The sequence below is a fragment of the Arthrobacter sp. StoSoilB5 genome (assembly GCF_019977235.1).
In the GTDB taxonomy this organism is placed as follows: Bacteria; Actinomycetota; Actinomycetes; order Actinomycetales; family Micrococcaceae; genus Arthrobacter.
The window spans coordinates 642306-656695 of sequence record NZ_AP024646.1; the positions used below are offsets into that span (position 1 = coordinate 642306).

Genomic DNA, 14390 nt, shown 5'->3' on the forward strand with positions numbered 1-14390 from the left:
ACCTTCCAGAGCAGCCGGGCAGGACGTCCATAAAGTCGTCCTGCCCGGCTGTGTTTGGTTGGCGCGTCAGCCCTCCAAGACCAGCAACTGGGCCTTGTCCGGCTCCCAGCCAACCCAGAGGTCCTCTGCCGCGGAACGGGTTCCGGACTCTGAGCTCATTTCCCGCAGCATCAATTCGTGGCCTCCTGCGGTGAGCCGGTGCCGGACTGTGGCGCCAAGGTTGGTGGATGACGTAATGACCGCCACGGAGCCGCCACCGGCTGGCGGCGTTGAGCTGAGCTTGAGGTGTTCCGGGCGGATCGATACTGCGTAGTCTGCGCCCATAGCGCCCTGGTCCCTTACGCGGGCCACTCCCAAGCCACCCAAATCCACGGTGGCCTCGTGGCCGTTGCGCTCCAGTACCGTGCACGGAATCAGGTTGGTGTCGCCAAGGAAGCCGGCAACCCAATCGGTCATGGGGTGGTTGTAGACCTCTTCCGGCGGTCCTGATTGGACAATTTGCCCGTCTTTCATCACCACGATCCTGTCCGACATCGCCATTGCTTCTTCTTGGTCGTGGGTAACGAACAGTACGGAGATGCCCAGGCTTTTCTGAAGGGTCTTGATCTCCTCCTGCATTTGTTCGCGGAGCCGCTTGTCCAGCGCTGCCATGGGCTCATCCAGGAGCAGGGCCGCAGGGTTGAACACCAAGGCCCGGGCGAGCGCAACGCGCTGTTGTTGACCTCCGGAGAGCTGGCGGGGCTTGCGATCACCCAAAGCGCCCAGCCCCACACGCTTCAGTGCTTCGTTGGCCCGCTGGCGCCGTTCCGCCGCCGGCACTTTTCTCATGCGGAGCGCGAATTCCACGTTTTCGAGGGCGGTCATATGTGGGAAGAGGGCGTAATTCTGGAAGACGACGCCCAGGTTCCGTTCCCTCGGGGGGAGCGTGTCTACGGGCTGCCCGTCAATGAGGACGAAGCCGGACGTGTGTTCTTCGAACCCGGCCACCATCATCATGGTGGTGGTTTTGCCCGATCCACTGGGTCCGAGGAGAGTGACAAATTCGCCGGGCTGGACTGTCAGGTCCAGCTGATCGACGGCGACGAACTCGCCGTAGCTCTTGCGGACTTGCCGTAACTCAAGAAGTCCCTTTGCTTGCGTGGGTGCCTCGGGAGAGATGGCGGTGGAAGTCATTGATGCGGTCATCATTGTTCCTTTACGTTTGGGCGGATACGGCCAGGGGCACCATCCGGGAGATCGATCGGCGCTTCAGGACGAACATGACTTGCAGGAGTAGCCCGATGGTGGCCACTGTCACCAACAGGGCGGATGAGACAGCGATCTTGGGGGTCAGGTTGAACTGGATGTCGGTGAACATCTTCACTGGCAAGGTGGTGGCGCTGGGGGACTGCATGAACAGGGACATCACGGTTTCATCGATGGATACCGAGAAGGCGAACAACGCACCGGAGACCAGGCCCGGGAGGATGACGGGCAGATACACATGCCGGAACACGGACAGCGTGCCCGCACCGAGGCTTTGGGCCGATCGCACCAGGGCAGGGTTGAGCCCGGCAAGGCTGGCACGTGTTGTGAGGTACACGTAGGGCGTGGCGATGACGGCGTGCGCCAAGCCGATGGGCACGATGCTCCCCACCATGCCAACAGAGATGAAGAACTGATAGAAGGCAAGGGCCAGCACCACGGTGGGCACGATCATCGGAGCGAGTATCAGCCCCATCACAGCGGACTTCCCTGGAAAGCTGCGGCCATGAAGTGCGATGGCCGCCGTAGAACCAATAATTACGCCGATCACCACGGCAATGCCCGCTGACTGGAGGCTGGCCGACAATGCCGAAGTCCATGCGGTGTCGGCGAAGAAGCCGGCCACCGCAGCGAAGGACAAGCCTTCGGGCGGAAACGTGATGTAGCGGCTGTCATTGAGCGCTACGGGAACCACGATGAGGGTCGGAATCACCAGGAACAGGAAGACCGGCAAAGAAAGCAGGGGTATCAAACGGTGTTGTGGATTAGTTGTCTTCATGCTGGCCTCCGGCCTTGAGGACCCGCTGGTAGACCGCCACGAGGATACTGACCAGGGCTGTAAGGATCACGGCAAGGGCCGCGGCGCCTGGGAAGTCTGTCAACTGCCGGGCGTAATAGTCGATCTGGTTGGCGATCATCATGTCGCCGGGCCCACCCATGACCACCGGGGTGATGAAGAAGCCGGTGCTCATGATGAAGACCAGCAGTCCGGCCGCCGAGACACCCGGAGCGCTAAGCGGGAGGGTGATGTGACGGAATACGGATCCTTCCCTGGCGCCGAGCGACCGTGCCGCCAAGCCGAGGCGGTCGTCGATGGACATCAGTGAAGAAAAGATCGGGAAGACCGCGTAGGGCAGCAGGCAGTGAACCATGCCAACGATCACCGCGAACCGGTTATGGAGCAACTCGATGGGCGCGTCCGTCAGGCCAATGCCCTGCAGGAAGGCATTGATGATGCCGTTGTCCTGCAGCAGAACCGCCCAAGCGAAGTTCTTCACCAGGATGCCGGTCCAGAACGGCAACAAGACGACTGCGAAGAGGACTACCCGCAGAATGTTCCCGGAACGCCAGAGGACAAGGGCAATGACATAGCCAAGTCCGACGGTCACCAGGGTGGATGCCAGACTGATGGTAAGCGTGTTCGCTAGCGAACGCAGTACCAGGGGATCCTCAAGTACCCGCTGATAGGCGTTACCGGAAAAGCTTGAGCCAACGAGCTTCCCCAGCGGGGTGAGGAACAGTACGACGTCGAACGCAAGAACAGGCGCCAGCAGAAGCCACCACCCGCTCCTTCTCCGGCGCGGCTTCGCTTCATCCGGCGTCGGAGTCCCGCGGCCTTTCGCCTGGATTCTTTGAGAAGTTATGGTGCTCATGTCAGCTGGCCTGCCACAGCTTGAATTGCTGCTCAGTCTTCTTCAGGTTCTGGGACCACCATTTGTCATCCCGAATGAGGATCTTGTCGGCCAGCAGCGGGCTGGTGGGAAGGGTGTCCGCCACCTCCTTGGGCAGTTTGGACAGCGCAGGTGTGTTCGCCAGGGTCAGGTTGGTGACGGTGTCGAAGGCAGCCCCGGCCTCGGCGTCGTTGGACATGAAGTTCATCAGCTTGAAAGCGGCTTCCTTGTTCTTTGCCCCCTTGGGGACCACAAAATAGTCGCCGGCCAGGACCGCGTTCTCGGCGGAGAAGTTCAGTTTCGCTCCGTCCTTGCGTGCGGCGTTGACCCGGTTGTTGAAGCTCGTTGACAGTGCCACCTCTCCTGACGTGAGCTGCTGGATGGGCTCCTGGTTGGCCGAATGGTAAAGGAGGCGGTCCTTTCCGGGATGGTGGCCGAGGACCCGCAGCGCCCGGTCAACGTCAAGGGGGTAAATCTTGTCGAACGGCACGCCGTCAGCCAACAGGGCGGCTTCCAGCACGGAGCTGTCGGAAAGCTGGTTGTATACGGAGCGCTTGCCGTTGTACTTGTCCTGGTCGAAGAATTGCGCCCAATCCTTAGGCGCCTGCGCATCCGGAATGGCGTTCTGGTCCCAGGCCATGACGAACAGGAAGCTCAGGTACTTGATGCCGTACTCCGCCTTGGCGTAGCCGGGAAGCCCTTTGTCGCTGATGATGTCGTAGTCGAACTTTTCCAGCAGTCCTTCGGCCACGGCCGTTTCGTATTCCGGTGCTGTGATTTCCACCAGGTCCCATTGCACATCGCCGGATTGCACCTGCGCTTTGAGGGAGGCCAGGCTCGTGTTGGCAAGCAGCGTTGGCTGGATGCCCGTCTGTTTCGCAAAGGGATCCAGGATGGTCTGGGTGAACTGATCGTTGTAGGAACCACCGTAGGAAGTGACCGTGACGGTTTTGTTGGCAGCGGCGCTTTCGGCCGGCTTGGAGCTGCAGCCGGATAGTGCCAATCCGGCAAACGGCGTCAGCGCCGCTGCCTTGAGGATCTGCCTGCGGTCAAAAACGGGGGAACGGAAATCTGTCATGGCTCGCATTGCCTCTCATGTACGCCAACGTCCAGGCTCGCTTCAAGGAGACGAGCCATGGGGGAGACGGGCGTGTGCTGGGGTTACATCCTGAAGAAGGCTCTTGAAGCTTGAGGACGGCGGATTGCGCGCACCCTCCAGCAGAGCATTCGAAAGTTGGGTAGTCCGGCCGTCGTTCGGCCATTTGGGGTGCCGTAACTGTAACTGTGAGGTTGCTCACTAGTCAACGGTTGTATTGCATTAAGAAACAATTAGCTCAAGAAGAAGCCCGCACGTGACGTGCGGGCTTCTTTCGGGCTTCTTTCCAAGGTTGGCCTCACACCGCGTATCCCAGTCTTTGCAGGCGCCGTCGCGCTGCGAGTTCGCTGGGCCCGTGTGAGCCCAATGCCAGACGAACCATTCTCAGAACAATGCGGGCGGTGGTGATGGCAGGCAGGGGGACCGGACCCAAGCGGGCGGGTCGCAGACCCAGCATGTCCCGGTACTTGGGTTCAAGGCTCGCGACGGCGGCAGCGAACAGGATCCTGTAGCCCGGCTGGAGCAGCGGGCTAAGGGGTGGGCGGCGGATGAAGGCCACGGTTTCCGCCAGCCGTTCATCCGAGCGCAGGATCCCGGAGGCGTACCAGGCTTCCAGTTCCCCGCGCACCTGGGCTTCGGTGACCGGCGGATCCTCGATGCCCATGAGCCGGCCAGCCTGCGCCCACTCGCGGACGTACGCATCCGCGCCTCCGGGTACCGGGCGGCCCCAGATGCGGTTGGCGGTAAGGAAGGAATCCGCGTAGGTGACATGGACCCAGCGAAGAAGTTCGGGATCGTTGGCTGCGTAATGGCGGTACGTGCCGGTTCCGTCCACATAGCTTCCCCGAACATGCTCGTGGATTTTCCGGACACGGTACGTAGCTGCCTCAGCGGCTTCCTTGGACCCATACGTGACAGTGAAGATCCAACGCACCGTATTGGCCAGCCGTCCCAGTGGATCTTCCTTGAAACCAGAGTGCTCGTAAACACCTGCAAGTGCGCCGGGGTGCAGGGCCTGCATCAGCAGGACCCTGATTCCGGCCACGATCGTCGCCATGGAGCCATGCACCGCCCAGACGGCCGAGCCCGGAAGGTGGTATCCGGCGTCGTTCCCTTCTGCGAGGCGGGGCACCCACTCAGGTGGCGTTCCGGACGTCCCCGTGAACGTGCGTTGCAGGTCGTATCTGTACTCGGTGAGGTAATTCCTCATGCATCCCATGAGACCGCTCTTCGCCGAACCTGTACAGAGCAGGCCGTGAACAGCTCCGGCCCCCATGGCAACGCCATGGGGGCCGGAGGGTTCGCGCGGACTAAACCCGGATCCGGCGCCTTGACGGTGCTGCGGCCACCAGCAGGGCCGCGATGGCGACGGCGGCACTCAGGATCAGGCCCGGACGGTACTGTTCCAGCATGGCTTGGGCGCTGAGCGTTCCTCTGGCCTCTCCGTGCCCACTCACCAAAGCGGTGGTGACTGCCAGGACCAGTGCGGCTCCCACCTGCGTGCTGGTCTGGATCAAACCGGCAGCCAAGCCTTGCTCGGAGTCCTTGATGCCGGTGGTGGCCTGGACGTTGATGGATGGGAAGGCCAGGGCGAAACCAATGCCCAGGAGGATCACCGAGGGCAGGATGTCCAAAGCGTAGTTGGGTGTGGTGCCAACCCGGAGGAAAAGGACATAGCCCAATCCAAGTGCGGTGAGGCCCGTGAGGATCAGCTGGGTGGCGCCGAATTTCTCGATCAGCCGGTCAGCAAAGGGTGCGCTCGTTGCCACCAGTAGTCCGGCTGGCAGCAAGGCCAATGCCATGCCCAAGGGCGTCCAACCGAGAACCGACTGCAGGAACATGGTGACGATGAACTGGAAGCTCAAGTAAGAACCGAAAAGCCCAACGGCGCTGAGGTTGGCCCTGGCCACCCAGCCTTCCTTGAGGATGCCGAAACGGATCAGCGGGTGCTTCACCTTGTTGTCGATCACCGCGAAGGCTGCAAGCACGGCTGCAGAGATTGCGAATCCGGCGATAGTTGCCACAGATCCCCAGCCCTGCTCAGGTGCTGAAACCAACGTGTAGACGAGACCGAGCATGCCCAGCGCGAGGGTCACCGCACCCCAGATGTCATGCCCGCTGTTTTCAGCGGACGGTTTGTCCTTCGGAATGAATTTCATGCCCAGCACGACCACGGCCACCGCGATCGGCACGGACACCAGGAACGTCCACCGCCAGCTCAGGCTGGTCATCAGTCCACCGACCACAAGGCCCAACGAGAAGCCGCTGGCGCCGAACGTGGTGAAGATGGACAACGCCTTGTTGCGCTCGCGGCCCTCGGCAAAGTTGGTAGTGATGATGGAGAAACCTGTGGGCGCGGTGAACGCTGCGGCGAGACCCTTGACGAATCGCGTAGCGATCAGGATTGCGGGATCGTCCACCAGGCCACCCAGCAGTGATGCTGCGGCGAACACGGCCAGGGCTATGAGGAATATACGACGGCGGCCCAACAGGTCCGCGAGCCGGCCGCCCAGGAGCAACAGACTTCCATACCCCAGGACATAGGCAGAAACGATCCACTGGAGGGAATCGGTTCCGAGGTTGAGTTCCTGTCCGATGGAAGGCAGGGCCACGCCAACCATGGAAACGTCCAGCCCATCCAAGGCGAGGACGGTGCACACAACCATCAGCAGCAGCCACTGGGCGCGCGTCCAGCGGACGGCTGAAACCAAGGGTTCGGCGGATCTTTGAAGGGTGGTGGGTGATGTCATGCGTTCAATCTATATGACGCGTCATTCGATGACAAGGAATATGACACGGAATATTATGACGTGGATTCTAACGGTGGAATGGACTAGAATCGGGGCATGGCAACGACGCGTGACCGCCAGCTGGTTGAGCAGTGGCGCAGCATTCAGGACTCCTACTTCCGCACCGCAGGAGCCATTGACCGCGCCCTGGAGGCCAAGTTCGATATCGGCCTGAACGAGTTCGAAATTCTGGACCTCGTGGCCGAAAGCACCGATGCCGCTTGCCGCATGAAGGCCTTGGGGGAGCGCACCCCCATGACTCAAAGCGCCGTGTCCAAGGTGGTGGACAGGCTGGAAAAAGCAGGTCTGGTCTCCCGCCAAACGTGCGCCGATGATCGTCGGTCCTTGTTTCTGGAGCTCACAGACGCCGGCCGCGCCCTGCATGAATCCGCTGCCGTGGAACATCGTGCACTGCTCAAGGAAAACCTCGGCTAAGCGGCCTCCGCGAACCTCAAGATCTCTTGAGCAAAAACTGAGGTAACCCTGCGCTTCATTGCCCTTGGAAACACTTTATTTTCATGGTGATTCCCGCAACAATGGTGCTTGCACGCCAGGCTGGGGTTTGGTGCCGCTGGCTTTGGGGAGTGTTCTTGTGGGCAAGCATAGTGAGTCTGACCGGTTTGTAGACCTGGTGCGCACCGATGGTTTCCGTCGCGTGCTCATCGCCGGAATCCTGGCGGCCGTAGCGTTCATCGCCTTTGGCTTCCAACCCCTGACTTCCGTCTCTACCGGTTCCGTGGATGGTTCTGTGGCGCAAGGCGTCGTTGGACCTATGTCGCTGGGCAGCCTCGTGCCGCCGGAAGCCGAAACCACGGTGATTGACACCATGCCCGAGCCGCCCGCGCAACAGGCCGGCACGCCCATGGTCTACTTCGATCGCGCAATCGTCCGGACCGTGGCCAAGGATGGCTCCGCCGGCCTGACCGTTGCATCTGCGGGACTATCGCGACCACCAACCGGCAGCCTCTACGCGCCGCTGGAAGTCCTCAATCCGAGCTCCCCGTACGGCTACCGCTACAGTCCGCTGACTGGACTTCCCGGCGAGTTCCACTGGGGCCAGGATTACGCCGCAGCATGCGGCACCCGCGTCTACGCCGCAGACGCCGGCGTGGTCAGGGCCGTCGGTTGGCACATCTGGGGTGGCGGCAACCGTGTTGAGATTGAACACGGCAATGGCCTTGTCACCACGTACAACCACCTCCAGGCAATAGGTGTTACGCAGGGCCAGTCCGTGCGCGTCGGGGAAGTCATCGCCCAGGTCGGGACCACAGGGTGGTCCACTGGTTGCCACCTGCACTTTGAGACGATCGTGAACGGCCTGCACACCAACCCCAACGGCTGGACCTACCTGCCCCTCCGGCAGGTTGATCCGCTGCAGAACATCACCATGGTGAACTACCAGCCTGGAGTTGGAACGGGTTCCTCGGCTACGCCCCAGTGGGCCGTGCCCGTGGGAGACAGCAGCAACCGCGCCATCATCGGTGGGGACCACGAGGAGAGTGTTGCTCCTACGGTGACCGTACCTCCGAGCACCTCGGGCACTGGCACCACCACAACGCAGCCCTCTACGCAGACGCCACCCGCAACGTCGACGCCTACGCAGACGGTCACTCCGACTCCGACGCTCACCGCGACCCCAACACCGACGGCGACGGCTACAGCGACGGCCACGGCTACCTCAACAGCGACGGCCACCGCGACGCCAAGCCCGACGGCGACTTCTACACCGACGGCCACGGCTACCTCAACAGCGACGCCTAGCACAACGACTACGGGCACAACGACTACGGGCACAACGAGCACTGGAACCACGAGCACCGGAACCACGACTACTGCGCCCAGCACGTCGACGGTAGCCCCCAACACCGCCACGGCGCCGGTGGCTCAACCAGCGCCCGCTGATCCGGCCCCTGTAGCTGTGGCCCCTGCCCCGGTTGCCCCTGCGCCGGCCGAAGTCGCGCCCGCACCCGTGGCTGTTGCCCCTGCGCCCGTGGTTGCAGCACCTGAACCGGCCCCCACTGCGGTCACTCAATCCGTAGCTCCGGTTGCTCCTGTGCCAGCAGCACCAGTTCCGGCACCCGCCCCAGTCGCCGTGCTTCCGTCGACGCCACCGGCAGTGGTCCTTCCGCCTGGATACATCCTCATTGGCCCGGACATGGTCCAGCGGCCGGACGGCGTGATCGTGCCGTTGTCTACCCTCATCCTTCCCACCTCATAAGCCAGCGTAGGTACTCCTACGTTTCATGGCTTGGGCAGCTCCCGTAAGCTCGATGGCGGCAATCCCGCCAGACGACGTAGTCAGGAAGCGATCACATGAGAACCCTATACAGCATTCCCCTCACCTTCAACGATGGCTCTGAGGCAGACTTCGGACGCTTTGAAGGGAAAGCGGTCCTGGTTGTGAATGTCGCTTCCAAGTGCGGCTACACCCGCCAATATGTGGGCCTTGAGGAGCTCTACGGAAAGTACCGTGAGGACGGCTTGGAAATCCTCGGCGTGCCCTGCAACCAGTTTGGCGGCCAGGAGCCCGGCGCCGACGAGGAAATCGCGGAGTTCTGCGAACGCAACTTTGGCGTCTCTTTCCCGCTCACCAGCAAGGCCAACGTGCTGGGCAAGGAGCAGCACCCGTTGTTCGCCGAGCTGACCCAGGACGAGTCCGGGCAGCCGGTCAAGGTCAAGTGGAACTTCGAGAAGTTCGTCATAAACCGTGACGGCGAGCTGGTTGCAAGGTTTCCCTCAAGCGTGGAACCTGACGCGCAGGAATTGGTTGACGCGCTTGAAAAGGCCTTGTCATAAGCATCAATACCCTCGAAGGGAGAAAGTAATTTTCCAACATTCCGCCGGCAGTTCGCCTGTTGTTGGCTTGTTGTCTGGTTGGATTGGCAGTACTGGAATGACACGGGGGACACCGTCTCCCACCAAACGCTAAGGCAGCTATGGAGCTCATCGAGGCCGAGTACCCCAAACCAGGTCATGTGCTTTTGCACCTGAGTGATCTTCACCTGGTGGCCGGTCCAGGCACGCTCCACGGTTCTGTGGACAGTGCTGCGAGGCTCCAGGAGATCTGCGATCAGATCATTGCCTCCAGGATCAGGCCCGAGGCCATCATTTTCACCGGGGACCTCGCGGACAAAGGCGAGTTCCAAGCCTACAAACGGCTTCGCGAAATGATTGAGCCTGCGTGCAATTCGCTCGGAGCGAAGGCCATTTGGGCCATGGGCAACCACGACAACCGCGCCAATTTCCGCTCCGCGTTCCTGGATGCCTCGGCAGCGAGCCGCCCACAGGACCCCGTGGACCGCAGCTACTTCGTCAACGGGCTCCGTATCATCACCTTGGACACCACCGTCCCAGGACGCCACCACGGCGAGTTGTCCGAATCGCAGCTACAGTGGCTGGCTGCAGAGTTGGCTACTCCCGCTCCCGACGGCACCATCCTCGCCCTGCACCACCCGCCTGTCCCGTGCGTCCAGGACCTCGCAGTGTTGGTGGAGTTGCGCGGCCAAGCCGCACTGGCCGCCGTCGTCCGCAATTCCGACGTCCGCACCATCCTGGCCGGTCACCTGCATTACTCCACGACCGCGGCCTTCGCCGGCGTCCCGGTGTCAGTCGCGTCGGCGACGTGCTATACCCAGGACCTTGGCGTGCGTGCCGGCGGACAGCGGGGGCGGGACGGTGCCCAGTCCTACAACATGGTGCACGTCTACGAGCACACGATCGTGCATTCGGTGGTGCCCATGTCCGGTGGCGAAACTGTTGGCGAGCCTGTGGACGCTGCCGAAGTCCAGCGCCGTCTCACTGAAGCAGGAATCAGGATTCCGAAGCGCTCCCGGATGGAACCAGTGGTGCCGGCCCAGGAACTCGTCTCCCAATCGAACAACAGGGACTGATCCGGTTCCCTATTTCTCCCAGGGCGCTTTGACTGGGAAGTACTTCTCCAGGAAGTCGGTCACGAGCTCCGCGCGTTCGTCCGCTTCAACCTCCGGGAAGCTGCCGTCGTTGAGGCAGAAGAGATCCATGTGCCGTTTGGCCAGCAGCTTTGGAAGGTAGTGGAGTCCAGACCACTGCGTTGTATCGACGTAGCGGACCTTGGCGTTGGTCTGGGTCACGGCCCTGCCGGTGAGCAGCGCGTAGTAGTGGTAGAACGAGTTGGTCACTGAGATGTTGTCCGCAGCGCGGAAGCGGCTGGCCGCCGTCTTGGAGAACTCGGCAGGGAATTCGTGCTCCATCTGGGCCACCACGCTCCGGCGCAGGGGAGCGGCCGTGTGTTCCAGGTGCCTGGTGGTGATCCGTCCGAAGCGTTCCCACAACAGCTTGCGGTTGACGCGCGCCGCGTTCTCGAAGCCACTGCGTTCGGCGTCGTTCTCTCCCAGCCCAATGCGGGTGTCAGCCTCGATGAACTTGGTGATTCCGCCTGGCGTGAAGAACATGTCCGGGCCAACGGGCCGGCCGAAGAACATGTCGTCGTTGGAGTAGAGGAAGTGCTCGGACAGCCCCTCGATGTGGTGGAGCTGGCACTCAACGGCTTGGGAGTTGTGGGTGGGCAATACTGACGGATCGGCGAAGAACTCTTCGCTGCGTACGATCGTCACTGATGGGTGGTCGGCCAACCATGCCGGGGTGGGGGAGTCGGTCGCAATGAAGATCCGGCGGATCCACGGGGCGAACATGTGGACCGAGCGCAGCGCGTATTTCAGCTCGTTGATCTGCCGGAAGCGTGCCTCATGGTCGTCGCCCTCGCCGAGGACAGCCCCAGCTTGCTGGGCGCGCCTCCGGGCGATGTATTCGGGGTCGCTGCCATCCACCCACGAGAAGACGATGTCGATGTCGAAGTCGATGTCGCTGGCGTGGTCCGCGAACATGTTCTCGATGGTTGGCCAGGTGAGGCCATGCCGTTGCACTGTTCCGCGCACAGCGTCCTGGCGCAGCATGGTGCGACGGGTCAGGGAATTCTCCACGGGGAGTTCAAGGTGGTCGCCTTCGAACCTCCACAGCTCGAGCTGGACACCAAGGGCAGGGCCGTACCAGAGCCCGCCGCCGAGCTCCACCCTGGGCCGGTACAGGCGGAAAATCCGTGCCTTCCGGTTGGCGGAGAGTTCACCGTCCGCCACCAAAACCGAGGTTTTCTTCTTGGCGTCGACAGTCATGGAGTAAAACGGCTCATTGCGGAAGGCAGCAACCAGGGCCTCGCGAACGTCCCTGCGCGACTCCCAGTCGACGGCGATGACCGGCCTTTCGTCGTTCCCTCGCACCAGGATGAAGTCCACGCCGGCGGCATCCAAAGCCGCGCGGATGGCAAGGAGGTCCGCAACCATTGCCTGTTGGGGCGTGAGGTCTCCGTTGAGGAGGGCGTACCGCCCGCGGTGGCGGACGACGTCGGACCGGTGCTTCAGGTGGGCAACGACGGCAGGTGAGACCGCCTCGGCGATCGCATCTTCCTCTACGGTGGGGCTGCCGTGGTAAATCGGATCGACCTGTGCTTGAGTGATGGCTTTTCTCCGTACTGTTCTGAGTCTTTTCTGGGGGGAAACGCAGGAATGCTTAGATGGCGAGGGCTTCGCGCCAGCTGCGCAGGAAGGCTCCGCCGGCGTCGTCGTGAATGACGTCGTCCGCCAGCTCGAGGTCGGCGGCGGTAAGAATGGTGTAGGGCTTCACCGGAACGCCGTCTGCGGGCCGGACGTCCACGTGCTTCACATCGTGGTCGTTGTGGTGAAGCCAGTCTGCCATGGCGTAGTCCGTACGGGAATCACCCACGGTCCGCCAGGAGAGCGGCGTGATTCCCTGGGCAGCCAACATTTCCACTGCCCGGCTGGCTCCAAGGTCCTTGCCCAACCGGACGGATTCGATGTCCGTGGAAATGATGGTGGGGTCCAGCCGGTAGTCCACGGTGTCATCGGACTCCGGTGCATGGTGGTCCAGGATCGCTGCGTTCAGGCCGTGGCGGCCCATGATGTCCAGGGCATCGGCGTCGAAGAGTTTTTGCTCGGCCAGATAATCCTCGCTGGCCACCTCGAGGTGCTGCTCAACGGAGACCATGGCGCGCTTGGTCTCATCGAAGAACATGTGCGCGGAGTAATCCTCGGCCACGAGCCTGCGGATGTCATCCCCGTAGGCCTTGGGCACGGCGAGCTCGTGGTCCATGTGGATGGGTCCAGGGCCGGCGGCGGTGTAGCTGAACCAGACTGCGCCCTTTTCGCAGATGGCGTGGATGATGGTGTCGGCCGGCATTCCAGCAGCGATCATCGGCCCCATCACCTGCTCACTGATGAAGGCGTCCGAGCGGCCAGTGTTGAAGATGACGGGGATGCCGGCAGAAGCCAAGGCCACGAGGTCTGCGATGATGTCCGGCTTGACGTCGCGCGTCACAGGGCTGGCGATGGGGCCGTCGACATCAAGCAGCAGCGCGAGGGCCGGAGCCAAGTGGGCAGCGGTCCGGTCAGTACCTTGGAGCGGTTGAGTCATGCCCCTATTCTGTCAGTCTCCGAGGTGTGCATCACAGCTATGACGCCTGACGTCGGATAGTCACCATTTGGCCACAACCTGCGTGTGCCGGGGGTCACAAGTTCCGTTAGCGCAGCAACTTCCATAGGCTTGCAGGGTGATCTTCAAAGCTGTGGGCGAGGGACGCCCGTACCCTGACCATGGATACTCCGCGCCGCGTGACTGGGCCGCCCTTCCGCCGCGACCCGTTCGCCTCGATGAACTCGTCACCACCAAGCGCACCCTGGACCTGGAGGCTTTGTTGGCTGAGGATTCAACGTTTTTTGGGGATTTGTTTCCGCACGTGGTCCAGTACCAGGGCGTCTTGTACCTCGAAGACGGGCTCCACCGGGCGGTCCGCACCGCGCTCCACCAGCGGACGGCCATCCACGCACGCGTGCTGGTGATCGATGGCTAGGCAGAGCAAGCGTCCCAAAGATGTGACGCAGTTGCACGGGCACCATGTGGTGACCGGACCTGAGCTTCGCGCTACGTTCGCCGAGGACGCCCGCGCGCAGCGTGGCCGCTTCCGGCGCCGCGTCTTCCACGCGATCGTCCTGGTCCTGTTGGTGGGGGTCATTGCCGCCGGAGCCGTGGGCGCCTGGGCGATCATGAACGGCGTCATCAGGATTCCGACAGCGATCGCCAGCAAAGCACCCACCAGTCTCTGCCCCACCACCACGTTCGACTACATACCGAACGAAACCGTGAACATCAACGTCTTCAATGCCACGTCCCGTGCAGGGCTGGCAACTACTGTTGCGGAGGAGTTCAAGGCACGGGGGTACAAAGTGCTATCCATAGACAACAGTGATACTGCCTACTCGGGGATCGGCGTGGTGGTCTCTGGAGTCAAAGGCCAAGCAGCTGCGTTCAACGTCCAGCGGAATTTGGCCGGAACGGACTATTTCCAGGACAACCGCGAGGACGAATCAGTGGATGTCGTCCTCACCCGGGGGTACCAGGGCTTGGTGGAAACGCAACTCGTGGACCAGACACCGGGCAAGCTCAGCTGTCCGCGCGAGGACCTGAGGATCGCGGATAACTCCAGGTGGCCCATCATCCCCACCAAGCCCGCGCAGTAGATGAGTCCGGCCCTGGTTGTTAGTA

General features: G+C 62.1%; 14 protein-coding genes. 6 read left to right on the forward strand and 8 right to left on the reverse strand.

Annotated elements, in window-relative coordinates:
- Positions 1 to 66: 66 nt before the first annotated feature.
- From LDN75_RS03120 to LDN75_RS03145, 6 genes are all read right to left on the reverse strand, one after another.
- Positions 67 to 1188 carry an ABC transporter ATP-binding protein gene (locus LDN75_RS03120; protein WP_223935731.1) on the reverse strand — a complete coding sequence of 374 codons (1122 nt, stop codon included), beginning with the start codon at positions 1186 to 1188 and terminating at the stop codon, positions 67 to 69.
- 7 nt (positions 1189 to 1195) lie between these two features.
- Positions 1196 to 2023 (reverse strand): ABC transporter permease, encoded by an 828-nt coding sequence (locus tag LDN75_RS03125; protein ID WP_223935732.1) that lies wholly within the window; start codon positions 2021 to 2023, stop codon positions 1196 to 1198.
- Positions 2010 to 2897 carry an ABC transporter permease gene (locus LDN75_RS03130; RefSeq protein WP_223935733.1) on the reverse strand — a complete coding sequence of 296 codons (888 nt, stop codon included), beginning with the start codon at positions 2895 to 2897 and terminating at the stop codon, positions 2010 to 2012. The genes LDN75_RS03125 and LDN75_RS03130 overlap by 14 nt, the downstream gene beginning before the upstream one ends.
- Position 2898: 1 nt before the next feature.
- On the reverse strand, positions 2899 to 3993 hold the full coding sequence (locus tag LDN75_RS03135) for an extracellular solute-binding protein (RefSeq protein ID WP_223935734.1): 1095 nt from the start codon (positions 3991 to 3993) through the stop codon (positions 2899 to 2901).
- 316 nt (positions 3994 to 4309) lie between these two features.
- A complete protein-coding gene (locus tag LDN75_RS03140; protein ID WP_223937463.1) occupies positions 4310 to 5230 on the reverse strand; it encodes an oxygenase MpaB family protein in 921 nt (306 codons plus the stop codon).
- Positions 5231 to 5321: 91 nt separating this feature from the next.
- The gene (locus LDN75_RS03145) at positions 5322 to 6761 is read right to left on the reverse strand and encodes an MFS transporter (RefSeq protein ID WP_223935735.1); all 1440 of its coding nucleotides are present in this window, start codon (positions 6759 to 6761) and stop codon (positions 5322 to 5324) included.
- A gap of 96 nt (positions 6762 to 6857) precedes the next feature.
- On the opposite strand from LDN75_RS03145, the gene LDN75_RS03150 reads away from it, so the two are divergent.
- From LDN75_RS03150 to LDN75_RS03165, 4 genes are all read left to right on the forward strand, one after another.
- Entirely contained in the window at positions 6858 to 7235 is a 378-nt protein-coding gene (locus LDN75_RS03150; RefSeq protein WP_223935736.1) for a MarR family transcriptional regulator, read from the forward strand.
- A gap of 157 nt (positions 7236 to 7392) precedes the next feature.
- Entirely contained in the window at positions 7393 to 9018 is a 1626-nt protein-coding gene (locus LDN75_RS03155; protein ID WP_223935737.1) for a M23 family metallopeptidase, read from the forward strand.
- Between the two features lie 95 nt (positions 9019 to 9113).
- Positions 9114 to 9596 (forward strand): glutathione peroxidase, encoded by a 483-nt coding sequence (locus LDN75_RS03160; protein ID WP_223935738.1) that lies wholly within the window; start codon positions 9114 to 9116, stop codon positions 9594 to 9596.
- Positions 9597 to 9736: 140 nt separating this feature from the next.
- The gene (locus LDN75_RS03165) at positions 9737 to 10690 is read left to right on the forward strand and encodes a phosphodiesterase (protein ID WP_223935739.1); all 954 of its coding nucleotides are present in this window, start codon (positions 9737 to 9739) and stop codon (positions 10688 to 10690) included.
- Between the two features lie 9 nt (positions 10691 to 10699).
- Here the strand turns inward: LDN75_RS03165 and LDN75_RS03170 are convergent, their stop codons facing one another.
- On the reverse strand, positions 10700 to 12229 hold the full coding sequence (locus LDN75_RS03170; protein ID WP_223937464.1) for a stealth family protein: 1530 nt from the start codon (positions 12227 to 12229) through the stop codon (positions 10700 to 10702).
- Positions 12230 to 12341: 112 nt separating this feature from the next.
- On the reverse strand, positions 12342 to 13262 hold the full coding sequence (locus LDN75_RS03175) for a hypothetical protein (protein ID WP_223935740.1): 921 nt from the start codon (positions 13260 to 13262) through the stop codon (positions 12342 to 12344).
- A 136-nt stretch (positions 13263 to 13398) separates the two neighbouring features.
- Between LDN75_RS03175 and LDN75_RS03180 the strand changes: the two genes are divergently transcribed.
- Both LDN75_RS03180 and LDN75_RS03185 read left to right on the forward strand, forming a co-directional pair.
- Positions 13399 to 13698, forward strand: coding sequence for a type II toxin-antitoxin system VapB family antitoxin (locus tag LDN75_RS03180; protein WP_062069994.1), 300 nt, complete (start codon positions 13399 to 13401; stop codon positions 13696 to 13698).
- Entirely contained in the window at positions 13691 to 14365 is a 675-nt protein-coding gene (locus tag LDN75_RS03185; RefSeq protein WP_223935741.1) for a LytR C-terminal domain-containing protein, read from the forward strand. The genes LDN75_RS03180 and LDN75_RS03185 overlap by 8 nt, the downstream gene beginning before the upstream one ends.
- The last annotated feature ends 25 nt before the right edge of the window (positions 14366 to 14390 follow it).

Excerpts from the sequence above, each read along its gene's own strand:
- LDN75_RS03120 (WP_223935731.1), bottom strand. The coding sequence starts at position 1,188 with ATGATGACCGCATCAATGACTTCCACCGCCATCTCTCCCGAGGCACCC.
- LDN75_RS03125 (WP_223935732.1), bottom strand. The coding sequence starts at position 2,023 with ATGAAGACAACTAATCCACAACACCGTTTGATACCCCTGCTTTCTTTG.
- LDN75_RS03130 (WP_223935733.1), bottom strand. The coding sequence starts at position 2,897 with ATGAGCACCATAACTTCTCAAAGAATCCAGGCGAAAGGCCGCGGGACT.
- LDN75_RS03135 (WP_223935734.1), bottom strand. The coding sequence starts at position 3,993 with ATGACAGATTTCCGTTCCCCCGTTTTTGACCGCAGGCAGATCCTCAAG.
- LDN75_RS03140 (WP_223937463.1), bottom strand. The coding sequence starts at position 5,230 with ATGGGATGCATGAGGAATTACCTCACCGAGTACAGATACGACCTGCAA.
- LDN75_RS03145 (WP_223935735.1), bottom strand. The coding sequence starts at position 6,761 with ATGACATCACCCACCACCCTTCAAAGATCCGCCGAACCCTTGGTTTCA.
- LDN75_RS03150 (WP_223935736.1), top strand. The coding sequence starts at position 6,858 with ATGGCAACGACGCGTGACCGCCAGCTGGTTGAGCAGTGGCGCAGCATT.
- LDN75_RS03160 (WP_223935738.1), top strand. The coding sequence starts at position 9,114 with ATGAGAACCCTATACAGCATTCCCCTCACCTTCAACGATGGCTCTGAG.
- LDN75_RS03165 (WP_223935739.1), top strand. The coding sequence starts at position 9,737 with ATGGAGCTCATCGAGGCCGAGTACCCCAAACCAGGTCATGTGCTTTTG.
- LDN75_RS03175 (WP_223935740.1), bottom strand. The coding sequence starts at position 13,262 with ATGACTCAACCGCTCCAAGGTACTGACCGGACCGCTGCCCACTTGGCT.
- LDN75_RS03185 (WP_223935741.1), top strand. The coding sequence starts at position 13,691 with ATGGCTAGGCAGAGCAAGCGTCCCAAAGATGTGACGCAGTTGCACGGG.